Source organism: Achromobacter sp. SD115 (assembly GCF_017355315.1).
GTDB classification, from domain to species: Bacteria; Pseudomonadota; Gammaproteobacteria; order Burkholderiales; family Burkholderiaceae_B; genus Achromobacter; species Achromobacter xylosoxidans_B.
Window position 1 is genome coordinate 132,047 of the sequence record NZ_JADIJM010000001.1, and the last position, 23,713, is coordinate 155,759.

A 23,713-nucleotide genomic window follows, 5' to 3' on the forward strand; every position below is an offset into this window, starting at 1 on the left:
CAAACTAAAATAACTTAGTTTTATTTCATTTTTTCTTAAATATGAAACTAGAGCATTTGCGCATGTTCATGGCCGTGGTCGACGCCGGCGAACTGGCCCAGGCTGGCGACCGGGTCGGCCGCACGCCGGCGGCGCTATCCATGACCTTGAAGCAGCTGGAATCGGAGCTGGGCGGCCCGTTGTTCGAAGGCGAACGCAAGATCCGCCTGTCTCCGCTGGGGCTTTATGTCCGCGCGCAAGCGCAGCGGGCCATTGCCGAATTCGACTCGGCCGTGGCCCACATGGTCCGCTATGCCAGCGGCGCGCTCGGAACAGCCAAGGTGGCGGCCGTGCCGAGCGCAGCCATCCGACTGCTGCCGCAAGTCATCGGCTCGATGCGCCGCCAGTATCCGCAGGTGCGGGTGGATTTGCGAGACATAGACTCGGCTGCGGTGGGCAAGGCGGTGGCCGATGGCGAGGTCGATTTCGGCATTGCCACGCTGCCTGCGCCCCTGCCCGGCATCGTGACCGAGCCCTTGTTCGAAGACCGTTTCGTGCTGGTATGCCCGGCTGGGCACCGCCTGACCAGGCTGCGGCGCGAGGCGCGCTGGCGCGATATCGACGCCGCGGAGTTCATTGCAAACGGCTTGTGCGCAAGGTTTGATTCCCCCGAAGTCGCCGCGTTGGTGGACGCTTCGCTGCTGACGGTGCGCAACACCACGTCCTTGCTGACCTTTGTCGAACAGGGCTTTGGCGTCACCATACTCCCGGCGCTGGCGGTCACGGCTAGCGCAAAATTGGCGATCGTGCCTCTGGCCGACCAAAGCGCCGTCCGCAGCCTGGAAGTGCTGACCCGCGGCGGCGAGACGCTCAGCCCGGCCGCTCAAGCGCTATTGGGACTCACGCGCGGCATGGCTGCCGAGCTGGCACTGGCCTGGTCATGATTTTTTCAGGACATCGATGAAATTCGACATCTACGGCAGGTTTCAGCTCGACATCCAGCGCGAGGGCGCGCAGTGGACGGCGTACCGTTCGGAAGCCGGCAAGCGCGTGCGGGCTGCGGACCTTGCCATTCCTGCCGATGTGCCCGCGGACGGGCTGGCCGAATATCTGGATGACATCTATCACGAGCTGTCCGGTCCGGGCGACCGGATTGAGCGTATCGGCTAGGGCAGCCGGACTACTCCTCTTCGCCGTAGCCAAAAGGCCAACGGCGCTTGTTCGGCTCGGGCGCGGGTTGCTGACTGTGCATGACGGGCTCCTGAGGTTCGGTGGACGAATACTACCGGCATCCGCCAAATCGAACTGCAAAGGTTCGCAAAGATCGCGGCAATCATGCCGCAAGAGCCCCATCCGTGTTTCTAACACAAGGTGGACGCAACCCGCATCGGGGCTAGAACGTATGCCATTTCCCGGACCGGCGCGTAGGATTGAAGTCGTACGGGAGAGCGCCATGCCAGATTCCAGCTGGATTTGCGGCAGCGAGCCGCCGGGTCGCCAGGGATTCTTCGAGACGGAATTCAATACTGGCCAGACCGAAGTCACGATGTACTCCGTATTGGGCTGGATGCCGCCAGCGCATCGCGGATACGTGGTCAGGTGGCGCTCGCTGGAACCGGCGGTGGAACAGGCAGAGATCGAACGCTATCTGTATTACCGGCGCGAGGGGCGAGGGCATTCTTGAAGTAGTGGAGAATTGCCATGGTCCCCATGAAGAAAGAACGCCCACCGCGTCCGCATGCGGACGCAACCCGCCGTGGCGGGTCCCGTCTTGAAGCCTAACGGCTCAGCACAAACAACGCCGGAAGAGCCGTGTATTCGACACGAATCGAGTCGCCTGGAGACAGCTCATACATGCCATTCGTGGCGGGTAAAGGTAGCGCCGCCCCGTTACGCACGATAGCGACCCCGGTAATGATCCCGGGAACAATTGCGACGCTCTGGTCATTGCCGGCCGTATTCGTGTAGGTAAAGGGCGAAGCTCCTACCGTCAATTGCCGCAGAGTCGGTGGCGCGTTGTGCTGAAGCCCAGTCCCCACGTTGGTCAAGTCGCGGAATCGCGTTTTCGTGCCTGCGTCGGCGGGAAACGCGCTTCCTCCTGTTCTGTTGTACTTGAAACCAGACAGAAGCGTCCGGCTCGCCGGCGCCAACACCTCTATCGTTTGATGCAGGCCAGCAACCACTTGATTGTCGCTACCCGCCGCAATCGATATCTTTTTCAGCGTATCGCAACTGATGAACTCGTTGTTGGAACCCTCGCAGAGGATGTCGTGGTTCCCGTTCTCTTCGAAATCGATGGAAAAGAACTTGTTCTGGATGGCATTGAGCGTCAGTTGGGCGCCAATGTTTGGGCAGGCTTCCATGGTTCCGCCGATAAAGGTGTTTCCCATGGCTCCGTCGAGCAGCACGCCGATGGGGGCTCCCTCCAGAACAGGATTCAGGAATGTGCAGTAGCTCGTCTGGCCCCCTGGCTCATGTTGCGTTATGTATAGGCAGTGGGTGGGAGGGTTGTACCAGCCGCCGTCGTTGCCTGACGCCCGGAGTTTGAACAGGGTGCAGACGCAGCCTGAGATATAGATTGCCGAATATCCGTTGCCGGCGCCGCGGGAGACGATTTGAATTTCAGAGACGTGGACCGACTTGATCAAGACGCCAATAGCGCTGTTTGCATTTGGGAAAACACGGAAATCCCCCTCAATCGACATTCCACGAACCCCGCCCGCAATGTAGGAGCCATCGCAAAGGAACGACGTGTCCGTGCCGGTGTTGATCAGCCAGACCTCTCCCTCGGCAATCATGCGCAGGCCCGGAATCGCCCAGTTGGGACCCTGCGAGTAAACATACCTACCCGCGGGCCAGGTCACTTGCACCACGTTTCCGGATGCGGTTTTGGCTGCTACCCAAGCTCGCAGCTTGGTCAATGCTGCTGCATTGTCACGCGCGCCATCGCCGATCACGCCAAAGTCGCATACGCTGATCGAGATGTTGGGCACCAACTTCCAGCGGTCGCCGTTATTGCCCACAATCACCGTACCGCCGTTATCCGCGCTGGCCGTGTCTGTCTGGTCGTACTGGTAGAACGATTCCGGCTTGTCACGGCGCGAATAGTATCCAACGGCGACGACATACGGATTCACAGAACCAAGCTGCTCACGCAGTTCCGCAACGGTCTGGACCACCAGGCCCGCGCCAGCGGCCAGGGCCAATCCCTGATCGGAATTCGTATTGCCGGGGGTAAGACTGTTCATTAGTGCACCTCTCCACGCTACGTTGTTGATGGAACTCCCTTGGAGTCATGCGAATTTAGACCGCATAGACTGCTGCACGCCTGCCACTGCCGAGCCTGAGCCCCGGCCGGCCTCCTTCCCTGCCCCGCCCTCCAGCCGCCGACGCCGAGATCTTCCGGTCGCAAGCCATTGAAATAACTAGCAGTTATGAAATTCCCTGAGGAAAACCCCATCAGGGAATTTACTTATGCTCTTTAATTATTTGCAAAGCGCATACTTGCCGGGCAAGAATTCGTCCTTGGCATAAATCAATACAGATGGAACTTCGTCAACTCGAGGCCTTCGCGGCCGTCATGTCCACGGGCAGTGTCACTGCTGCCGGCCGGCTGTTGGGACGCTCTCAGCCGGCGATCAGCCGGTTGTTGCAGGAACTGGAAGCCGAGATCGGCTATCCCTTGTTTGCGCGCAGCGGCCCGCGCGTGACGCCCACCGAGCAGGGCTTCCTGCTGTATGACGACGTCGAGCGCGCGCTGGCGGGCATGCAGCAGATCCGCAGCCGCGCCGATGAAATCGCCCGCGGCCAGGCCCAGCCGCTGCTGATGGCCGCCACGTCCGCTCTGGCGGCGGGCCTGGTGCCCGACGCACTCAAGCGCATCGAAGACCGCATCGGCGCCGCGCGCATCCAGCTGCGTAGCGCCTCGCCCGAACGCGTGGTGCACGCCGTGCTGTCGGGCGCCGCGCAACTGGGCGCGACCAGCCTGCCGTTGGAACATCGCGGCCTGACGGTGCACTGGATCGGGCAAGCGCCCTGTGTGGTCGCATTGCCGGAAGACGATCCGCTGGCGCATCAAGCCGTGGTGCCAGTGGCCGCGCTGGCCGGACGCCGCATGATCACGATGGCCAATCCCTACCGCCTGCGCCGCCGCCTGGACGCCGCGCTGGCGCAGAACGCCCAGACGCTGGGCACCATGGAAACCAATTCGTCCGTCAACGCCCTGGCCGCCGTGCGCGCCGGACTGGGCGTGTCGGTGCTGGAACCGATCACCGCCTACGGCGCCCCCATGCCGGGCGTGGCGATCCGGCCCGTCGACCTGGACATCCCCTTTTTCTTCGGGGTCATCACCCCGCAGTCGCAAACGCCGACGCCAGCCTGCCAGGCCATGGTCGACGCGCTCGCCCAAGCCGCCGCGGCCCTGCTGCCCGGCTTCGCCCAGCACGACGCCGCCGAGCATTCGGCGCTGCTGCAGTCGATCTATGGCGACGACGCCCCTCTTACGGAATCCCCTGCTATATGAATCAGCCCCTAGCCACCCCGCCGCAAGGTTTGGCCGCGCTGGAAGCGCGCCTGCGGCAAGACCTGTCCTGGCTGGAAATCCCCTCCAAGAACTGGGTCACGCCCCGCCTCGTCGACGGCCAGCCGGTGCTGGACGTGGCCGTGATCGGCGGCGGCATGGCCGGCCTGGCCGCGGCCGCCTCGCTCAAGCACCTGGGCATCAACGCCCCGATCTTCGACCAGGCGCCCGAAGGCTATGAAGGCCCCTGGGCCACCACCGCCCGCATGGAAACCCTGCGTTCGCCCAAGCAGCTGACCGGTCCCGCTCTGGGCCTGCCGGCGCTGACCTTCCGCGCCTGGTTCGAAGCGCAGTTCGGCTCCGAAGAATGGGAAGCACTGGACAAGATCCCGCGCCTGCAATGGATGGATTACCTGCGCTGGTACCGCCGCGCGCTGGACCTGGACGTGCGTAACGAGCACCGCATCCTGGCCGTGCTGCCGCGCGCCGACCAGTTGGTGCAACTGGACATCGAATCTCCCGCCGGACGCAGCACGGTGCTGGCGCGCCGCGTGGTGCTGGCCACCGGCCGCGACGGTCTGGGCGGTGCCTATGTGCCTGAATTTTCGAAGAAGCTGCCGCGCAACCGCTGGGCGCATTCGTCCGACGTGATGGACTACGGCACCTTGGCCGGCAAGCGCGTCGGCGTGGTGGGCGCGGGCGCATCGGCCATGGACAGCGCGGGCACCGCGCTGGAAGCCGGCGCCGCCAGCGTCGACCTGCTGATCCGCCGCAACGACATCCCCCGCATCAACAAGGGCAAAGGCGCGGGCAACCCCGGCCTGACTCACGGCCACCTGACCCTGCCCGACGAATGGAAGTGGAAGATCCGCCACTACATCAACGCCGCCCAGGTGCCGCCGCCCCGCGGCAGCACGCTGCGCGTCTCGCGCCACCCCAACGCCCGCTTCAACCTGGGCGCGGGCGTGCAGGATCTGGCGCTGGTGGGCGACGAAATCCGCGTGACCACGCCCAAGGGCGTGTTCGTGCTGGACTTCCTGATCTTCTCCACGGGTTTTCGCATCGACTGGACCGTGCGTCCGGAGTTCGCCGCGCTGGCGCCGCACGTGCGCGCCTGGGGCGACCGCTACGTACCGCCGGCTGGCGAAGAGGACCAGGAACTGCATGACTCGCCCGACCTGGGCGCGGTGTTCGAATTGCAGGAAAAGACCCCAGGCGCCTGTCCCGGGCTGGACCGCGTGCATTGCTTCTCCTACCCCGCGGCGCTGACGCAGGGCACGATCTCGGGCGACATCCCGGCCATCAGCGAAGGCGCCAAGCGCCTGGCGCAAGGCATCGCCGGCCTGTTCTACCGCGAGGACGTGGAGGTGCACTACGCCAATATGGAAGCGTTCTCCGAGCCCGAAGTGTTCGGCGACGAATGGACGCCGGCCCCGGCTCCGCAAGCGGAGACCGCGCAATGACGGGTTGGTTGCTGCGCCGCATCGCGCAAGCCGCGGTGGTGGTCTTCCTGATGACGCTGATCGTCTTCGTGGGCCTGCACGCCATCGGCAATCCGGTGGACATCCTGATCGGCCAGGACGTGGACCAGGTGGACCGCGCCCGCATCATCGCCGAACTCGGCCTGGACAAGCCGCTGTGGGAACAGTACCTGGCGTTCCTGAACGGCGCCCTGCACGGCAATCTGGGCAATAGCTTCGTCTACAACATCCCGGCCGTGGAACTGGTGATCCAGCGCCTGCCGGCGACGTTCGAGCTGGCCATCGCCGCGATGATGCTGGCCGTGGTGGTGGGCCTGCCGCTGGGCCTGTACGCCGGCCTGTATCCCGATAGCCGCTTCGCCAAGATGATCATGGCGGGCAGCATCGTCGGCTTCTCGCTGCCGACGTTCTGGATCGCGCTGATGCTGATCATGACCTTCAGCGTGTCGCTGGGCTGGCTGCCGGCCAGCGGCCGCGGCGAAACCGTGGAGTTCCTGGGCTTCCAATGGTCCTGGCTGACGGCCGACGGCTGGCGCCACCTGATCCTGCCGGCGTTCAACCTGTCGCTGTTCAAGATCTCGCTGGTGATCCGCCTGACCCGCGCCGGCGTGCGCGACGTGCTGCCACTGGACTTCGTGAAGTTCGCCCGCGCCAAGGGCCTGTCGCCCATGCGCGTGGTCTGTGTGCACGTGTTGCGCAACACCATGATTCCGCTGGTCACGGTGCTGGGCCTGGAGCTGGGCTCCACCATCGCCTTCGCCGTGGTCACGGAAAGCATCTTCGCCTGGCCCGGCGCCGGCAAGCTGATCCTGGACAGCCTGAACGCGCTGGACCGCCCCGTCATCGTCGCCTACCTGATCGTGGTGGTGTGCCTGTTCGTGACGCTGAACCTGATCGTGGACATTCTTTATAAAGTGCTGGACCCGCGGGTGCGGCTGGAGGCCTCGGCATGAGCGCCGTATCGACAAACCCCACCCCCGCGCTGCGCCGCGAATCGCCGTGGCGGCGCAACCTGGCCGAGTTCATGTCGTCCAAGACGGCAGTGCTGGGCCTGGCTGTCGCTACCCTGCTGATCCTGGCCGCCGTCCTGGCGCCCTGGATCGCGCCGCAGAACCCCTATGACCTGCTGCAGATCGACGTGCTGGACGCGCGTCTGCCGCCGGGCACCATGAACGGCCTGGACACCTTCCACTACTGGCTGGGCACCGACGGCCAGGGCCGCGACCTGCTGTCCGGCATCCTGTACGGCCTGCGCATCAGCCTGATCGTGGGCGTGGGCTCGGCCCTCATCGCCGGCATCATCGGCACGCTGCTGGGCCTCTTGGCCGCCTACGCCGGCGGCAAGACCGACGCAATCATCATGCGCCTGGTCGACCTGATCCTGTCGTTCCCGTCCATCCTGGTGGCCATGATGATCCTGGCCTATCTGGGCAAGGGCGTGGGCAACGTGGTACTGACGCTGGTGATCCTGGAATGGGCCTACTACGCCCGCACCGCGCGTGGCCAGGCCCTGGTCGAGCGCCGCCGCGAATACGTGGAAGCCGCCCGCTGCCTGGACATCCCCAACTGGCGCATCATGTTGAAGCACATCCTGCCCAACTGCCTGCCGCCGCTGATCGTCATCGGCACCTTGCAGATCGCGCGCGCCATCACGCTGGAAGCCACGCTCAGCTTTCTGGGCCTGGGCGTGCCCGTGACCGAACCGTCGCTGGGGCTGCTGATCTCCAACGGCTTCCAGACCATGCTGTCCGGCGAATACTGGATCAGCTTCTATCCTGGCATCGCGCTGTTGGTCACCATCGTGGCGATCAACCTGGTGGGCGACCGCCTGCGCGACGTGCTGAACCCGAGGACCCACAAATGAGCGCCGACCGCCATACTGCCGGCGCGCCGACGCTGGATGTGCGCAACCTGCGCACCCATTTCCACACCCGCGCGGGCGTGCTGCCCGCCGTGGACGACGTGTCCTTCACGCTGGAACGCGGCAAGATCCTGGGCCTGGTCGGCGAGTCCGGCTCGGGCAAGTCCGTCACGGGCTTCTCCATCATGGGCCTGGTCGACTCGCCGGGCCGCATCGTCGGCGGCGAAGTGCTGTTCCAGGGCCGCGACCTGACCAAGCTGGCGCCGCGTGAACTGCGCAAGCTGCAGGGCAACCGCATCGCCATGATCTTCCAGGATCCGATGATGACGCTGAACCCGGTGCTACGGGTGGACGCGCAAATGATCGAGACCGTGCGCGCGCACAACAAGATGAGCGCGGCCCAGGCGCGCGCCCTGTCGCGCGACACCCTGGGCATGATGGGCATTCCCAGCCCCGAAGAGCGGCTGCTGGCCTATCCGCATCAACTGTCCGGCGGCATGCGCCAGCGCGTGGCCATCGCGATCGCGATGCTGCACCGGCCCGACCTGATCATCGCCGACGAACCCACCACCGCGCTGGACGTCACCATCCAGGCGCAGATCCTGTCCGAAGTGCAGAAGCTCGCTCAGCAGCACGGCACCAGCCTGATCTGGATCACCCATGACCTGTCGGTGGTGGCCGGCCTGGCCGACGACGTGGCGGTGATGTACGCCGGCCGCATCGTGGAGCATGGCACCGTCGACGACGTGCTGGACCGTCCGCAGCACCCCTATACCGTGGGCCTGATCGACAGCCTGCCCAGCAACAACAAGCGCGGCCAGCGCCTGCGCCAGATTCCCGGCATGACGCCCAACCTGCTCAACCTGCCCGCGGGCTGTGCCTTCGCGGCGCGCTGCTCGCGCGCCACCGCCGCCTGCGGCCAGCAGCCCGGCATCACCCAGGCCCTGCCCGAACACAAAGTGCGCTGCTTCCACCCCACGATCCAGACCAGCGAGGTAATGGCATGAGCACGACCGCCCCTACCCCGTTGATCGCCCTGAACCAAGTCAGCAAGCGTTTCGGCGAACGCCCCACCGGCCCCGCGACGCGCGCCATGCAGCGCCTGGGCCTGTCCAAGCCGCCCGCCGTGACCCGCGCGGTCGACAACGTCGACCTGATCGTCAACCCCGGCGAAGTGGTCGGCCTGGTCGGCGAGTCCGGCTGCGGCAAGTCCACGCTGGGCCGCATCGCCGCGGGCCTCTTGACGCCGTCCGGCGGCGAAATCCGCATCAATGGCGTGCGCCCGGCCGACATGAACTCGGCCCAGGCCCACGCCGCGCGCCTGCAAGTGCAGATGATCTTCCAGGACCCCTACGCCAGCCTCAACCCGCGCCTGCGCGTGGACGAGATCGTGGGCGAAGCGGCCCGCATCCACGGCCTGGTCGGCAACGGCGACTTCGACGACTACGTCAGCGCCCAGCTGGAACGCGCCGGCCTGGACCCCGCGCTGCGCCAGCGCTATCCGCACCAGTTCAGCGGCGGCCAGCGCCAGCGCATCGGCATCGCCCGCGCCCTGGCCGTGCAGCCCACCATGCTGGTATGCGACGAGGCCGTGGCCGCGCTGGACGTGTCGATCCAGGCGCAGATCCTGAACCTGTTCATGGACCTGCGCGAAGACCTGGGGCTGACCTATCTCTTCATCAGCCATGACCTGGGCGTGGTCGAGCACCTGTCCGACCGCGTCGTGATCATGTACCTGGGCCGCGTGGTGGAAACGGCCACGGTGGAAGAAGTCTTCCGCCACCCCAACCACCCGTACACGCAAGCCCTGCTGGCCGAGATCCCCAGCCTGAAGTCGCGCCACAAGACCTTTACCGCGATCAAGGGCGAGATCCCCAGCCCGCTGAATCCACCCGGCGGCTGCCATTTCCATCCGCGCTGCCCGCATGCGATGCCGCGCTGCAAGACCGAGGTTCCCACCTTGAAGGGAATCGCCATCAACCACCTGAGCGCCTGTCACCTGAACGACATGGCGTAACCACCGCCGCCGCGCCGCGGCGCCCGAACCAACCGCCAGTTCCCCCTATACCAAGGACTCCGAACATGAAACGCCTGATTCTCACCACCCTGACCGCCGCCATTCTTGGCGCTTCCGCTGCCGCTTCCGCCGACGACCTGTCCATCGGCTTCGCCGACCCGCTGTCGTCCCTGGACCCGCAGCTGAACAACCACGCCGGCGACCGCTCGGTGGCCCTGCACTTCTGGGACCTGCTGATCGAGAACAAGTGGAACAAGCTGCAGCCCGGCCTGGCCGTGAGCTGGAAGCCGCTGGACGACAAGACCTGGGAATTCAAGCTGCGCGAAGGCGTCAAGTGGCAGGACGGCACGCCCTTCACCGCCGACGATCTGATCTACTCCTACACCCGCGCGCGCGCCGTGCCCGGCAGCGTGGCCACCTATGCCGGCTACCTGCGCACCATCGACACCATGACCGCCAAGGATCCGCTGACGCTCATCGTCAAGACCAAGGCCCCCAACCCCGACCTGCCGCTGAACCTGGCCTCGGTGCACGTGGTCAGCAAGCACGTCGGTGAAAAGTCCACCACCGAAGACTACAACTCGGGCAAGGCCATGGTCGGCACCGGCCCCTACAAGTTCGTGTCCTACACCCCCGGCGACCGCGTCATCATGGAACGCAACGACGGCTACTGGGGCGACAAGCAGATCTGGGACAAGGTCAACTACCGCTACATCAACAACGCCGCCGCCCGCACCGCCGCGCTGCTGGCCGGCGACGTGGACGTGATCGACAAGGTCTCGGTGTCCGACCTGGCCAAGCTGCAAAAGGCCGCCAACGTGTCCGTCTACCCCTACGACGGCCTGCGCGTCATGCTGCTGCAGCCCAGCTTCAACCCCGCGCCCAACCAGTACATCACCGACAACAACGGCAAGCCGCTGGACAAGAACCCGCTCTTGGACGTGCGCGTGCGCCAGGCCCTGAACCTGGCCATCAACCGCAAGGCCATCGCCGACCGCATCCTGCAAGGCGCCGCCACCGAAGCCAACCAGTGGATGCCCAAGGGCACCATCGGCTACAACCCCGACGTCAAGGACATTCCCAACGACGTCGCCCAGGCCAAGAAGCTGCTGGCCGAAGCCGGCTACCCGGACGGCTTCAAGCTGACCATGCACGTGCCCAACGACCGCTACCCGCAAGGCCCGGAAACCGCCCAGGCCGTGGCGCAGTTCTGGACCCGCGCCGGCGTCAAGACCCAGGTGGAAGTGGTGCCATGGGCCGTGTACTCGGGCCGCGCCAACAAGAACGAATTCGCGGTCAGCATGCTGGCCTGGGGCAACGGCACCGGCGAAGGCAGCTACGCGCTGGTCAACATCCTGGCCACCGCCGACGCCAAGAAGGGCCTGGGCGCGTCCAACTGGGGCCGCTACAGCAACCCCAAGGTCGACGCCGCGCTGGAACAATCCACCTCGGAATTCGACGTAGCCAAGCGTGAAGCCATCCTGCGCGACTCCGTCAAGATCGTGTACGACGACGTCGGCATCATCCCGCTGTTCCACTACAAGAACATCTGGGCCACCAAGAAGGGCTTGAAGGTCACCCCCATGACCAGCGACCGCACGGCCGCCATGATGGTGACGAAAGAGTCGGGCAAGTAAGCCATGACGCCCACCCTAACCATCACCCCGGCCGTCGACCTGATCGACGTGCCGCGCCAGATCCGGGTCGAGCACGTCGCGCCCGGCCAGACGGTGGAGATCACCGCCCTGACCCGCCGCAACGGCGTGCTCTGGCAAAGCCAGGCCGCCTTCGTGGCGGGCGCGGACGGCACGGTCGACCTGGGCCGCGACGCGCCCGTGTCCGGCGACTACGAAGGCGTTGCACCCATGGGCCTGGTCTGGTCGCAGTCCCCCGTGGACTCCCCCAGCCGCGAACACTTCAACCACCCGGTGACCGACGCCCTGGTCACCGACGTGGTGGCGCGCGCCGCCGGCGCGCAGGCCCAGGCCAGCTTCACCCAACGCCTGGCGGCTGACGGCGTCACCCGCCAGGACGTGCGCGAGGAAGGCCTGGTCGGCACGCTGTACCTGCCGCCCGGCCCTGGCCCGTTCCCTGCCGTCATGATCCTGAACGGCTCCGGCGGCGGCATCAACGAACCGCGCGCGGCGCTGTATGCGTCCCGCGGCTACGCCGCCTTCGCCCTGGCCTACTTCAAGGCGCCGGGCCTGTCGGACTACATCTCCAACACCCCGCTGGAATACTTCCAGACCGGCCTGCGCTGGCTGCGCAAGAAGGTCCAGCCTAAGCACGACTTCGTCGCCATCAGCGGCCAGTCGCGCGGCGGCGAACTGGTGCTGCTCTTGGGCGCCACCTTCCCCGAGGAAGTCTCGGCCGTGGTTGCCTACGTGCCCGGCGCCGTGGTCCACAGCGGCCAAAACGCCTGCGACCCCAAGATCGGCCGCGAAGGCCCCACGTGGCTGCTGGGCGGCAAACCCATCCCCCACGTCTGGGAAAACAACCGCACCGCCACCTGGGCGCCCTTCGACGAAGGCCCCTCGCCGCACCGCCACGAGAAAGCCATCCTCACCGCCCTGCAAGACCCCGATGCCGTGGCCCGCGCCCGCATCAAGGTCGAGGACATCCAGGGCCCCGTCATGCTGCTGTCCGGCACCGACGACGGCTCCTGGCCGTCCAGCATCTATTCCAAGATGGTGCAGGACAAGCTGGCCCAGGTGAACCACCCCTACCCGGTTGAATGGCTGGACTACGAGAACGGCGGGCACTCCATCCTGTTCCCCTACGTGCCCACCACCCAGCTCGTCTACGCCCACCCCGTGTCGGGCAAGATCAGCACCAGCGGCGGCAACCCCAAGGACAACGCCCGCGCTGACCAGGAATCCTGGGAAGGCGTGAAGCAGTTCCTGGACGCCGCGGTCCAAGCGCGCGCCGCCAAGTAAAGCATCAAGGAGATCCGCATGGCTGAACCCATCGTCTACAACGTCACGGACGACCTCGTCGACCGCCTGATCGGCCTGGCCCCGGGCGCCAAGGCCTACGAAGTGCGCCACTTCCGCGAGAAGGTCGCCGCCGCCACCCAAGGCAGCTACGACGCCCTCTTCGACCCCGCGCTGCCCGGCCTGTCCCTGGCCGAGCGCCTGCTGGTCGCGCTGTACGCCACCCGCATCACCCCGTCGCCGCTGCTGGCCGCGCACTACCGCGCCCGCCTGAACGACGCCGGCGCAACCCCGGCCGACATCGCCGTCGCCGAATCCGGCAAGCCGTCCGACGCCGCCACCCCGCGCCTGGCCGCCATCCTGGAATTCACGCGCAAGCTGATCGAGAAGCCCGTCGAAGGCGACGAAGCCGCGCTGAAGACCCTGCCCGCCGCGGGCGTCTCCACGCCCGCCGTGGTCACGCTATCCCAGCTCGTCGCCTTCCTGTCCTACCAGGTCCGCCTCGTCGCCGGCCTGGAAGCCATGAAGGCCCTGGAAGCCGGCCCTGCGCGCGCCGCCAGCGAGCCGCCCGCGCCCTTCCCCGCCAACACCGCCGCCACCGCGCCCGGCGCGGTGATCAAGGCCCACGGCTTCACCAACGAATCGCTGGAATGGAAGGCCTGGCTCGACGTCGTCAACGTCGAAACCGCCACGCCCGAGCAAGTCGCCGTCCTGGAAGAAAGCCACCCAAAGGCCAAGGTCTCGGACTACTACCTGTTCCTGGTGCATCAGCCGGAAATTTTGCGCCAGCGGTCCACGGCGTTCAACGCCATCATGTACGCGCCGGGTGGACTGTCGCGTGCGGAGCGTGAACTGGGTTCGACCTACGTGTCGCGTATCAACGGCTGCGTGTACTGCGCGTCCGTGCATGCCCAGCGCTTTGAGCAGCTGGCCAAGCGGAATGAAGTTATTGCGCAGGTGTTCGAGGATCCTGCCACCGCCGGCACCACGGCGCGTGAACTCGCCATCGGCAAGTTCTCGATCCAGATCACCGAAGCGCCTGCCGCGGTGAATGCGGACAGCATCCAGGCCCTGAAGGATGCTGGCTTGAATGAAGGCGAGATCCTGGATCTGCTGCATTCGGATGCGATCTTCGCCTGGGCGAATCGCCTGATGCTGAACCTGGGCGAGCCGGTTTTCCCGAAGGCCTGACCCTGTGGCGTCCGGCCGCTTGCGTGCCGGACGCTTTGCTTGCGGCTTGGCCTGAGGCTTGGCCTGAGGCTTGGCCTGAGGCTTGGCCTGAGGCTTGGCCTGAGGCTTGGCCTGAGGCTTGGCCTGAGGCTTATAGCTTGAGGCTTGTCATCGCCGGCACAGGTCGGCGATGACAAGCCGCTTCATCAACGTTGCCAGGTCAACAGCTTTACGCCCGCAACGCCAAACACCACGGCCACCGTCCCTTCGATCCAGCGCCGCAGCCTGGCGTACAGCGCAATCATTGGCGCGGTCGAGAACGCGATGGCATAGCCGCCGAACACCATCACGCCGAGCAACGCACAACCGCCGATGATGGCGGGCAAGGTGCCGTCCGACGCGCTCTCCCCCAGCCCCAGCGACATGATCGCCATCCAGGCCAGCACCGCCTTCGGATTGCCAATGTGCATCAGCACGCCCTGGCGGTAGAGCACCCGATAGCGCGGTGTCGCACAGCCCGTTTCCACCTTCGCAAAGGCCCCGCCCCGCCTCAACGCCGACCTGGCGCTGCGGAACGCCAGGTAAAGCAGATAGACTCCCCCCACCACCTTGATGATGAATAGCGCCTGGGCGGAAGCCGCCAGCACGGCGGAAATCCCAGTCGCCGCCAGCGTCGCCCAAAACAACGAACCCGTAATGACGCCCGCCGCCAGCGCGAGCGCCGGCACACGGCCATGACGCATCGCCGTTGCCATGATCGCCATATTGCTGGGTCCGGGACTGGCCGTGGCAATCAGATAAGTGCCGTACACAAGAGCAAGCTGACTCACGAGCATTTGCGTTTCTCCAGGGACGTCGGGCCTCTCCGCCTTACAGCGGGAGGTCTCCGCGATGAACGATATGGACCTTGTTGCCATCAGGATCGCGCAGATACGCGCCGAAGTAGCCGTCGCCGTAATGAGGACGCACTCCCGGCGCCCCTTCATCCGTCCCGCCCTGTGCCAGCCCGCCCGCATGGGCCACGCTCACGGCTTCCTGCGTAGGAGCCAGAAAAGCCACCATGCTGCCATTACCCACCGTCGCCGGTTCGCCATCGTAGGGCATGTAGACGTAGAAGCGCGGCAGCAGCGCCTGGCCGGTCACCCAGCAGAGCGCCGCCGGGCCGCCATCCGGCGTGACAACGCGACGCTTCAATCCAAGCGGAAGCAGCACCGCGTCATAAAAACGGCCCGCGCGTTCAAGATCACGCGTCCCGACAGTGATATGGCTGAACATTTGACGACTCTCCCTGCGCCCGCCCTGATGGTCAGGCGCTTTCAGAAATGCATGACATGCCTCAATCGCATCGGGCATGTTACTCGCATGCCAGATAACCTGGATCGCAAAATACTGCACAGTCCAGGGCCGGTTTTCCCTGTTCGCCAGCGTCGGCGGCGTTTTCGTTAAACTGACGCTTTCCGCCTACTCGTGCGCCCCGCCCATCGCGGGGCGCATTGCCTTACCCCATGTCCGACAAAACCCACGACATCCGCCCCGGCCAGTCGATCGAACTGCTCAAGGCCCTGCACATCCTGACCCGCGACGGCAAGATGAACCAGGACAGCCGCCGCAAGCTGAAACAGGTCTACCACCTGTTCCAGTTCATCGAACCGCTGCTCAAAGACGTCCAACAACAACGCGGCGCCGTCACCCTCGCCGACCACGGCGCGGGCAAGTCGTATTTGGGCTTCATCCTGTATGACCTGTTCTTCAAGGAACAGCCCGAGGCGCTCGCGAACGGCTCCCACATCTACGGCATCGAAACCCGCGAAGAACTGGTGAAGTCGTCGGAAGAACTGGCCAAGCGGCTGGGGTTTGGCGGCATGTCGTTCCTAAACCTGTCTGTGGCCGATTCGATCACGTCGGACAAGCTGCCCGCCACGATCGACGTCGTCACCGCCCTGCACGCCTGCAACACCGCCACCGACGACGCGATCCACTTCGCCTTGGAGAAGAAGGCCAAGTACATCGTCGTCGTGCCCTGCTGCCAGGCGGAAGTGGCTTCGGTGCTGCGCAAGAACAAGGCAAAGGCGCTGGCTGATCCGCTGGCGGAGATCTGGCGGCATCCGCTGCATACGCGGGAGTTTGGGAGCCAGATCACGAATGTGCTGCGCTGTCTGCAACTGGAAGCGCACGGCTACCAAGTCAGCGTGACCGAGCTGGTCGGTTGGGAGCATTCGATGAAGAATGAACTCATCATTGCGCAGTACAAGGATTTGCCGCGCAAGAAGGCGGCTGACCGGCTGACGGAGATGCTGGATAGGATTGGGTTGCAGGAACTGAAGGATCGGTTCTTTGTGCCGAAACCTGCAGAGGCGGCGGCGTAAGCGTCTGTCGTGCGTCATACCGCAGCGTCAGCATCCGTGGTGCGTGCCGCCGTCTGCTGCCGGATGCACCGCATGACGCGGTAAACGCGATTCAAGCAGCCCTCCCCACATGCCCTCTCGCCCGCGCAAAGCCGCCCCAGAGCAGATGGCGCTGCTAACAGCGGCCTTCCCAGCGCGACTGCGAGCCGAAGCGGCACATATCGCCGAGGAAATCTGCCCCTCGGTCATGAGCGGCCGCGGCCTGTCCGTCATCGTGCAGGACGAGTCATTGACCCTGCCCTATCGCGTTCAGCATGGGGGCAACGACGCCTTGTCTTCCAAGCTGGACGAACCCCAGGCACTGATCTACGCGTGCATACAGTCACGCCATCATGACGGCCACGTGCGCCAGCGCCAAATTGAGCGACTGGTCGGGGCATCCGAGCCTTGGGTTGTGCCGTTCGTGGTGCAGCTCTGCAGCGAATACGTTGTCGAAATCCTGCAGGACATCGAAGCGTGCTTGCCCTTGCTGGACAAGCGCGCCTATGGAACGGTTCTTCGAGGCAATCCGGCCTTTCTGGATCTGGCGCAGCAACGCATGATCAGCTACTGGGATTGCTACTACCGGCGGCGCTGGCTCAGAAGCGAAACCTATGTGGGGTTTCGCTTGTTCAAGCGGTTTCGCGACTGGCAAGTCTCAGGCTAAGACCTCAAGATTTTGAAAAGCTCGATCCGCGTATCAATTGCCAGAACTGCGGCGCAACCGATCGGACGAGTTCTTGTTCAAGCGCTTCGCTTCGTCTTCCGCGTAGTCTTCCTCGCCCTCTTCATACTTGCCTTCATACATGCAGCTGCTGCGGTTCCATCCGCACTCGCCGCCTAATGAGCAACCGGAGCTGAGGGCGGCAAGGAACAAGAGAATGCTGCAACGGCCTAATCTTTGAATCGACATATCGCTCCCTGGTGATTGGGGTAGTGTACGGGATGGGGATGACGACTAAGGGGCAAGCCGCACCAGGACTTCATCTTGTACGACCTGTTCCGCAACGAGCAGCCCGAGGCGCTCACGGACGGTTCCCATATCTACACGCATCGAAACCCTCGAAGACCTGACGAAGTCATCGGACGAACGGGCCAAGCGGCTGCGGCTATCCGGGATACCCCTCGTGAACCCGTTCGTGGCCTGTTCGATCACGTCGGATAGGGTTGGCGAGAATCGGATTGCAGAAACTGAAGGACCGGTTTTTCTGCCTAAAGTTACGTGAGAATAAGCAATGGACCACTTGCGATCCCTTGTCCGTTTACGCATCAGTCTCCGAAAGGGACGAAAATGCCACTCGCCGCATTACTGCCATGATCCGTTCCGCCTATACTTGCCCTGCGATCGCACCAACGATCGCCCGGATTGACAGCCGGAGTTAACAGGAGCGGACAGCCGCCGCAATAGCGGCATTTTTACGTCCGTCGGCCGACGCACGTCCCTGCTATGGGCGGGCCTTGGCTGGGGCACGTTCGCGTGCGCCGGTTGCTCCTGTTACCGGTCTGTCAACCCGGCCTTGTGCCCGCCCACCCCGATTGACAGCGAGGCGCGGGCTCCTTACTCAACAGGAGGCCGTAATGAATGACCACCCCTATACCCTTGACCGTTGGGCAACGCCGGATGATCCGGAGCATGGCGTTGTTCGGTTTTCAGACCTTCGGAAGATGGAGCGGGCTTGCCAGGGAATTTGGGCAATTAGCAGGATCGTTGGCAATGGTGCAAATGACTCGGAGAGGGCCGGTAACCAGCAGCTCGATCCTTGGGTCGTATCCAACTTGCTAGGCGGCATTGAAAGTCTCTGCGATCACATCACAGATCTTGTTGAATCTGCTCTTGATGAATTCAGACTCACCGACGGAGCAAAACCGATTCATTAAGAGATTTGTCTGACGGAGTCAGCATTGACATGATGCTGACTCGCGATAGCACAGCCAGCGCGTCAGATGCAAGGGGAGGGTCAGCTTACGACCCGAAGCAGTCAGTTGAGAACGATCGAGTTCAACCGCCCCGTCAGGCGTCGGCTTGAGCGCCGGGTTAGGGTGTGAAATGGCCATACTGCTCAGCCAGCAAAAAATCCTCTTCTTTGCTTTGCGAAGACTTAGAAATATCTATACGAATGCCAGTTTTTTGTTGAGTTATTTTGCATACGGCACGAAAGAAACCGGGGCTAAGCTGAATTAAGTCGCCAGCTTTCAATTCTTACTGCGATGAGTACCTCCTATCGTCTCCATCATCCATATCCGCTAGGTAATGAATTCTGTATGTATGCAATTTAATTCCTAGCGTTTGACATGAGGGGTGCCCGGCCGAAGCCGCCGGTTGGGCATCCCATCGATGGATGATTAGACCTCATCGGAGTGGTTCCACCGCCAACTGCATGAAGTGGATTCCACCAGCCTCTGCATTCCATTCAAATGTGTAGTTTCCTGTAAGTTCAATTGGCTTTCCATATGGATCGGGCGTGCGATATGTGGCGACCGTTCTAGCGGTGTAAGTCCTTCCGTGACGGAAGTCGAAGTCGCAGGTGTCCGGAGAGTAGTAACTCTGGCTGACGTAATGGTCGTGGTCGGTTGCCACGACCATAAAGCAGCAATTAGCGAAAGCGCCGTAGTTCTCGAGGTTGTGAATGTCGGCGAAGACGTCGTAGCGATTGTTTGGTTCGCGATGATTCTTCTTCTTGAAGTACTTCATCTCTATGGCACAGGAGTGGACTTCCTTTGTCGACGCCTTCGTGAACGAGCAGAAGATGTCGATCTTTGCTCTTCTGCTCCCGCTCTTTCCAAAAGTTGAATCAGGAAGCTCAACCGGCTTCTCTAGTTCGATGGAAAAAAACTCATCACGATGGATCTCGAACAGTTCGCCGACCGACTTCAGAATGGCGGCAAACTGAAGCTGCAGAGACGCCTCGTTGTCGACAGTGATCCTCCCGCTGTTGATCTTGTGTCGAAGGCATTCGAATGCCAAAGCAAAGGTTCGATTCAGACGCTCTTTTGACATGTAACTGAGGATTAACTAGATTTTTACAACAAGCAACAATGCTCGTCGCTCTTATAAAACAACTCTATGCGCATTTATCAGCGTGCGCAATCGTTTTTGGAAAACCTAAAAATTTCGAGATTGCAGCTTGTTGTGAGTAATCAAAGATCAATGATGGAATGAATGACTGTTCCTGACCGGAAGCCGGCGCTGATGAAAGCGCGCTATCGACCCGAAGCAATCGATCGACGCCGAGACAAGTGAACTACAGCATCATCTTCGCAAGCACCAATTTAGTCATGTTGTTCACCATAAATCACATCTGGTATGCATGAGATTGTTCGAGAAATATACGGCACGACGTAGCGCTGCCTGCCGGTCAGGTGCTAACTTGATTAATGACGGTTCATATCCGTAATGCAATCCTGCTAGGCGATATAGCTCAGGACTAATTTCGTCACGATAGCTTTGATTGCATTCTTCGCATAGAGTTACCATGTTCCGGCTGCTCGTCTCTCCTCCGGCCGAAAAAGGAATTACATGCTGAAGAGTCAGTGCATTTTGGCTTCCGCATTCCAGGCAACGACCGCCATCTCTATCTAATATTTTTTTCTTTGCAACACCTCGAAAGCTCCTTTTCAAGACACTTGGCGCAGCAATTTCGATATCCGTAAAAGCTCCCAAAGCAGTACTGATGCACTTATGTTGTTTTAACCAATTCTGCATGCGAGATCTTGCAAAGGCAGGTGCTACCACTGCCCACCCCTGCGAGTAGATCCAAATTCTGTAGGAATCTTCAGAGTCGATGAATTGAAATGACTGCCCAAGCTCCTCTAGCGCTGTTGAGAAGCGATCCACGTTCACTTTGAATGGCACTCTGATTTCGTATCTATCATCAGGGGATAAATTCCCATGAGTGAATGTACTGAAGTAAGCATAGCCCCCACAAACCTGTCGAAGATCAAAGGCGTAAGCCATGAACGTACCTGTCTAAAAAATGGCTGAACGGGAACGAAAAAAATTAAATTATCAAACTAGAATTTTCATCGATGAAATTGTAGTCTTGCACCCATTTTTTTCTACGGACACATTAATTTCCGAAGCTTCAGCGGCGGCTTCTGCGCGATGAGTTTGCCCGTGTCCCATGGCACACGACGGTCAACGGTGACATTCTCCTTTCGAGTAGAGGGAGACTCAGTCTGCTCCTACGGGAGGTCGCTATCCGACCCTAAGCGGAAGTTCGACGTAAAAATCGATGTCGAGTACGCTATCAATTGGCGAAGACAAGGCTCTGAACGGCCCAGGTTTTCGCGGAGTGCATGTCTTCCCCGATTCAGCCCTTAATGGTTTTTCTCATGGAGACGTTAAAATTTAGGGGTTCAGTGATCGGTGGCGTGCCTGCAAAGAGGTGTGATGTTCCCTTGGCTTTAAGGAAAAGCTGTCGCGCTTCTGCTTTTTTCGCAGCATCCTGCTCATTGAGAACATTGCTAATGTGCACGAGAATCCATGAACACCAATTAGCATCACCCATCGCAGCGTTGAGGTCAGCGCTGGCTACGATTTTCACGCTCCGAATATACCGAACTGTGGCGTCGAAAACCTCTTGGGAGGTCACGTTCTCCATATGCCACATCCGACCGGAAACCATCAACAACCTGGCTTCTTCGTCCAAGCTGGAGAAGATGACGGCATCGTCATAATCATCGCTAGATGCCCACACCTCGTGCGACAGGATGTTCCTGAGTTCGTATAGATCTCGAAATAGAAGCCTCGCATAGTCAAATACGGACAAAACGACCGGATCAGCCTCGCTGTATGGAAACGAGCATAGGAAATCTATTCTCGCCTTGGGATTCGGAAATTCCTTCAAGGCGCGCTTCGCCGCAATGAGTTCAGCTCCGTGCGTGACGTAGATTATCTGTTGGAGAAGACTCTGCAGAAATGTGCATGATGAGACTATGGACGCACTCAGGTCCCTGAAGCCTATGGGAATGACGGCGCCAGTTCCCGTTCGTCGGGAGATGGTCGTACTCTCGATTATAGACTTATAGTATTTAGGCAAATTTCACTCCCATCATTGTAAAACGAAGCAGCGCAACACCAACAAAGGTGTCAGACTACAATTTCGGAGGCGAAATTATAGTCTGACACCTCGATTTTCCGTGCGTGCCGCTGACTTTAGACCTGCGCCCCAACGAACCCCAACGACTCAGCCACGAAGCGGTTCGTTGTGTTTCCCATTCAAATAAAAGTGTCAGACTACAATTTCGCTTCCGAAATTGTAGTCTGACACCTTTGCTTTATTAAGGGCCGACTTGCAGCGTTATCGTCCTTCCTGCCTCTTGCGCTGCTCTGCGCTGCGAAATCATGTCCTCTATAAGATTGTCCTTCCCTGGCTGCTTGTAGTGATGCAAGAGCCATTCTAGGCGACGTTTTCTCGCCTCTACGAGAGGTCTGATCCGAGCCAGAGTCTGATCACAAACTTGCATTTGCTTCATCAAAGCGGTGTGCTGCTCTGATGACACGGCAATGCCATCATGAATATACGCCTCGCCGTCTCGGCCGGCTGAAATATCGATGTTTTTTGGCTGATTAGCCAGCATTTTTTCATGGCTTACGAGTTCAAAAACAGCGGTTCGGAGTTCGTCGTTGAGAATGTACTTGTCGATCGCCCACCAGAGAACCGCATCTCGTCCAACAAGCAGCAAAGGTTGAACCGCGTAGATCAGTACGCCGGTGATGGCGAGCTTGAACAAGCTCCCCCAAGTTATGAATTCGTTCATTGGGTGATGATGAGAAAAGGTGTCAGACTACAATTTGGCCATTTAAATGGTAGTCTGACACCTTTATTTCTTGACGGCCTCGCCCAAATTTTTTGAAATGGCAAGTTTGAGGCCATCATCCTTGATGGGAGCATGATCTTTAGTGAGGTAGATTCTTCAGCTCTGGAGAGCGAAAAAGAAATTCCCGCTGAAGGTTTGCCGATCACAGGCCGGGTTGCGCGTGGACTTGGACCCACCTGAGGCAGCGGAGTCTTTTGGGAGTTCGTTGTGTGGAGAAAATGCCCCGAAAGCTGATATCTCCCTGTAATCTTCTACTATCGAAAGTCTGCTACCGGCCGGGAGACGTCCTCGATAACCGGCCACTCCCGACTCATGGCGGACTATCGACGGCTAGACAAGCGGTTCCGCTACATCAAACATTGAATGATCACTTTAATAAGTCTACCTTATCAGATATTTAGATTGACAATTCAAGCATTATGCTGAGATAGAGGAACAAAAACGCCAACATGACGTTCAACGTTAAAAGATAGCCCCCCTCCAATCGGGTAGTCATCGATATGAGATCGAAGCTCGGCTGAGTCTGATTCATAGAGCGTGAATCTGTACTTCTTGGTAAACGATGCCGATCCAGGCTCGGTGTCTACGACGAGTTCAACAACATACTCGCCCGGAAGCCAGACGAACAATCGTTCAAATAGTTCAATGAATGGTTTAACCAACGGCGGCTCTGCTACGACTGGATTCTTGTCAAACTCCGGACGAGAATCAAGCTTTCGACGAATGTCCAAACCTAAGGCGGATTCGCTCTCTCTATAGAGCTTCTCAGTTGCTCGGTCGAACAACTGCAAAAAATTTGTTCCGTGAGACCAGTTCTCTCCGGGTTTCAGTGAGAAAGGAACGAACAATACCGACGACTGAGACGATGGAGTTTCAAAGTAGTTTTGCGCTGGCAATTTGCACAAATGATTGTCATCGCGTGAAACGGATAAGCGCATTGCACGGACGTCCAATTCACGACCTCCCGTATTTCGAACGCTTACGTACATGCCAACGTTCGGATTGCCAACTCTGTGTGTAACTTGAAGCCGACTGTGTACTTCCACATCAAGGCGCCGCGGACGAAACCAAAGGTGCACTGGCGGAACTTGGGATAAGACAAGGGCCGACAATGCCAACACAGTAGACCAAAATTGCCAGTCGAGATAGAGCGGATTTGAAACGGGCGACATGCATTCTCCAGTCCAATAGTTCACTCATCTAAAACTCACCATTAACACCGCGTCATAGTAACTGTCGATTTACACGGCGTATACCACTCCATGTGAGTTGGATGTCCATTTTTCGGGAAAAGTTGAGCATCCACCGTTGGCCGCGCAAAAAAAGTGTCAGACTACGATTTCGCGACCTAAGGGTTGAAAAATTGTAGTCTGACACCTATTTTTCGCGCCGGGCAACTCCACCAACACCAGCGCGCGGAGCATCATCAAGGTCGGCCCATCGAGCCGCTGCAAACTCCAGGGCAAGTTCGACAACGGCAGCTTCGACGTGCCGATCTACGCGGCTTTTGAGCCGCGGCCGGTAGTGGGAAATCTCCTGCAACGCAGCT

23 protein-coding genes are annotated in these 23,713 nt (G+C 60.9%); 15 read left to right on the forward strand and 8 right to left on the reverse strand.

The window, feature by feature from the left end:
• Positions 1-41: 41 nt before the first annotated feature.
• The 3 genes from IPU70_RS00550 to IPU70_RS00560 all read left to right on the forward strand — a co-directional run bounded on the left by IPU70_RS00550 (position 42) and on the right by IPU70_RS00560 (position 1,663).
• Positions 42-923 carry a LysR family transcriptional regulator gene (locus tag IPU70_RS00550; RefSeq protein ID WP_256439218.1) on the forward strand — a complete coding sequence of 294 codons (882 nt, stop codon included), beginning with the start codon at positions 42-44 and terminating at the stop codon, positions 921-923.
• 16 nt (positions 924-939) lie between these two features.
• Positions 940-1,149: a hypothetical protein gene (locus tag IPU70_RS00555; RefSeq protein ID WP_088159405.1), complete on the forward strand. Its 210-nt coding sequence runs from the start codon at positions 940-942 to the stop codon at positions 1,147-1,149.
• A 283-nt stretch (positions 1,150-1,432) separates the two neighbouring features.
• A complete protein-coding gene (locus IPU70_RS00560; RefSeq protein WP_054456318.1) occupies positions 1,433-1,663 on the forward strand; it encodes a hypothetical protein in 231 nt (76 codons plus the stop codon).
• A 94-nt stretch (positions 1,664-1,757) separates the two neighbouring features.
• On the opposite strand, the gene IPU70_RS00565 is transcribed toward IPU70_RS00560, so the two are convergent.
• A complete protein-coding gene (locus tag IPU70_RS00565) occupies positions 1,758-3,227 on the reverse strand; it encodes a hypothetical protein (RefSeq protein WP_207464177.1) in 1,470 nt (489 codons plus the stop codon).
• A gap of 296 nt (positions 3,228-3,523) precedes the next feature.
• On the opposite strand from IPU70_RS00565, the gene IPU70_RS00570 reads away from it, so the two are divergent.
• The 9 genes from IPU70_RS00570 (at position 3,524) to IPU70_RS00610 (ending at position 13,981) form a co-directional block, all read left to right on the forward strand.
• Positions 3,524-4,501, forward strand: a complete 978-nt coding sequence (locus IPU70_RS00570; RefSeq protein ID WP_207464178.1) for a LysR family transcriptional regulator — start codon at positions 3,524-3,526, stop codon at positions 4,499-4,501.
• Positions 4,498-5,961, forward strand: coding sequence for an NAD(P)/FAD-dependent oxidoreductase (locus IPU70_RS00575; protein ID WP_207464179.1), 1,464 nt, complete (start codon positions 4,498-4,500; stop codon positions 5,959-5,961). The genes IPU70_RS00570 and IPU70_RS00575 overlap by 4 nt, the downstream gene beginning before the upstream one ends.
• A complete protein-coding gene (locus IPU70_RS00580) occupies positions 5,958-6,932 on the forward strand; it encodes an ABC transporter permease (protein ID WP_054456315.1) in 975 nt (324 codons plus the stop codon). Before IPU70_RS00575 ends, IPU70_RS00580 begins: the two co-directional genes overlap by 4 nt.
• Positions 6,929-7,843 carry an ABC transporter permease gene (locus IPU70_RS00585; protein ID WP_207464180.1) on the forward strand — a complete coding sequence of 305 codons (915 nt, stop codon included), beginning with the start codon at positions 6,929-6,931 and terminating at the stop codon, positions 7,841-7,843. Before IPU70_RS00580 ends, IPU70_RS00585 begins: the two co-directional genes overlap by 4 nt.
• Positions 7,840-8,847: an ABC transporter ATP-binding protein gene (locus IPU70_RS00590; RefSeq protein WP_207464181.1), complete on the forward strand. Its 1,008-nt coding sequence runs from the start codon at positions 7,840-7,842 to the stop codon at positions 8,845-8,847. The genes IPU70_RS00585 and IPU70_RS00590 overlap by 4 nt, the downstream gene beginning before the upstream one ends.
• Positions 8,844-9,857: an ABC transporter ATP-binding protein gene (locus tag IPU70_RS00595; RefSeq protein ID WP_207464182.1), complete on the forward strand. Its 1,014-nt coding sequence runs from the start codon at positions 8,844-8,846 to the stop codon at positions 9,855-9,857. The genes IPU70_RS00590 and IPU70_RS00595 overlap by 4 nt, the downstream gene beginning before the upstream one ends.
• Before the next feature lie 65 nt (positions 9,858-9,922).
• Positions 9,923-11,494 carry an ABC transporter substrate-binding protein gene (locus tag IPU70_RS00600; RefSeq protein ID WP_054456311.1) on the forward strand — a complete coding sequence of 524 codons (1,572 nt, stop codon included), beginning with the start codon at positions 9,923-9,925 and terminating at the stop codon, positions 11,492-11,494.
• Positions 11,495-11,497: 3 nt separating this feature from the next.
• On the forward strand, positions 11,498-12,793 hold the full coding sequence (locus IPU70_RS00605; RefSeq protein ID WP_207464183.1) for an acyl-CoA thioesterase/bile acid-CoA:amino acid N-acyltransferase family protein: 1,296 nt from the start codon (positions 11,498-11,500) through the stop codon (positions 12,791-12,793).
• An 18-nt stretch (positions 12,794-12,811) separates the two neighbouring features.
• Positions 12,812-13,981: a CMD domain protein gene (locus IPU70_RS00610; RefSeq protein ID WP_207464184.1), complete on the forward strand. Its 1,170-nt coding sequence runs from the start codon at positions 12,812-12,814 to the stop codon at positions 13,979-13,981.
• Positions 13,982-14,166: 185 nt separating this feature from the next.
• Here IPU70_RS00610 and IPU70_RS00615 read toward each other — a convergent pair whose 3' ends face one another.
• Both IPU70_RS00615 and IPU70_RS00620 read right to left on the reverse strand, forming a co-directional pair.
• Positions 14,167-14,796, reverse strand: coding sequence for a LysE family translocator (locus IPU70_RS00615; RefSeq protein ID WP_207464185.1), 630 nt, complete (start codon positions 14,794-14,796; stop codon positions 14,167-14,169).
• A gap of 34 nt (positions 14,797-14,830) precedes the next feature.
• A complete protein-coding gene (locus IPU70_RS00620) occupies positions 14,831-15,235 on the reverse strand; it encodes a VOC family protein (RefSeq protein ID WP_207464186.1) in 405 nt (134 codons plus the stop codon).
• A gap of 230 nt (positions 15,236-15,465) precedes the next feature.
• Between IPU70_RS00620 and IPU70_RS00625 the strand changes: the two genes are divergently transcribed.
• The 3 genes from IPU70_RS00625 to IPU70_RS00640 all read left to right on the forward strand — a co-directional run bounded on the left by IPU70_RS00625 (position 15,466) and on the right by IPU70_RS00640 (position 18,222).
• Complete coding sequence (locus IPU70_RS00625) at positions 15,466-16,326, forward strand: SAM-dependent methyltransferase (protein ID WP_207464187.1); 861 nt, start codon at positions 15,466-15,468, stop codon at positions 16,324-16,326.
• A 109-nt stretch (positions 16,327-16,435) separates the two neighbouring features.
• The gene (locus tag IPU70_RS00630; protein WP_207464188.1) at positions 16,436-17,011 is read left to right on the forward strand and encodes a hypothetical protein; all 576 of its coding nucleotides are present in this window, start codon (positions 16,436-16,438) and stop codon (positions 17,009-17,011) included.
• A 911-nt stretch (positions 17,012-17,922) separates the two neighbouring features.
• Positions 17,923-18,222: a hypothetical protein gene (locus IPU70_RS00640; protein WP_207464189.1), complete on the forward strand. Its 300-nt coding sequence runs from the start codon at positions 17,923-17,925 to the stop codon at positions 18,220-18,222.
• Positions 18,223-18,694: 472 nt separating this feature from the next.
• On the opposite strand, the gene IPU70_RS00645 is transcribed toward IPU70_RS00640, so the two are convergent.
• The 5 genes from IPU70_RS00645 to IPU70_RS00665 all read right to left on the reverse strand — a co-directional run bounded on the left by IPU70_RS00645 (position 18,695) and on the right by IPU70_RS00665 (position 23,336).
• Entirely contained in the window at positions 18,695-19,342 is a 648-nt protein-coding gene (locus IPU70_RS00645) for a hypothetical protein (protein WP_207464190.1), read from the reverse strand.
• 285 nt (positions 19,343-19,627) lie between these two features.
• Positions 19,628-20,299, reverse strand: coding sequence for an HNH endonuclease (locus IPU70_RS00650; RefSeq protein ID WP_207464191.1), 672 nt, complete (start codon positions 20,297-20,299; stop codon positions 19,628-19,630).
• 355 nt (positions 20,300-20,654) lie between these two features.
• Positions 20,655-21,383 (reverse strand): hypothetical protein, encoded by a 729-nt coding sequence (locus IPU70_RS00655; protein ID WP_207464192.1) that lies wholly within the window; start codon positions 21,381-21,383, stop codon positions 20,655-20,657.
• Positions 21,384-21,624: 241 nt separating this feature from the next.
• A complete protein-coding gene (locus IPU70_RS00660) occupies positions 21,625-22,104 on the reverse strand; it encodes a hypothetical protein (RefSeq protein ID WP_207464193.1) in 480 nt (159 codons plus the stop codon).
• Positions 22,105-22,574: 470 nt separating this feature from the next.
• Positions 22,575-23,336, reverse strand: coding sequence for a hypothetical protein (locus IPU70_RS00665; protein ID WP_242702241.1), 762 nt, complete (start codon positions 23,334-23,336; stop codon positions 22,575-22,577).
• Between the last annotated feature and the right edge of the window lie 377 nt (positions 23,337-23,713).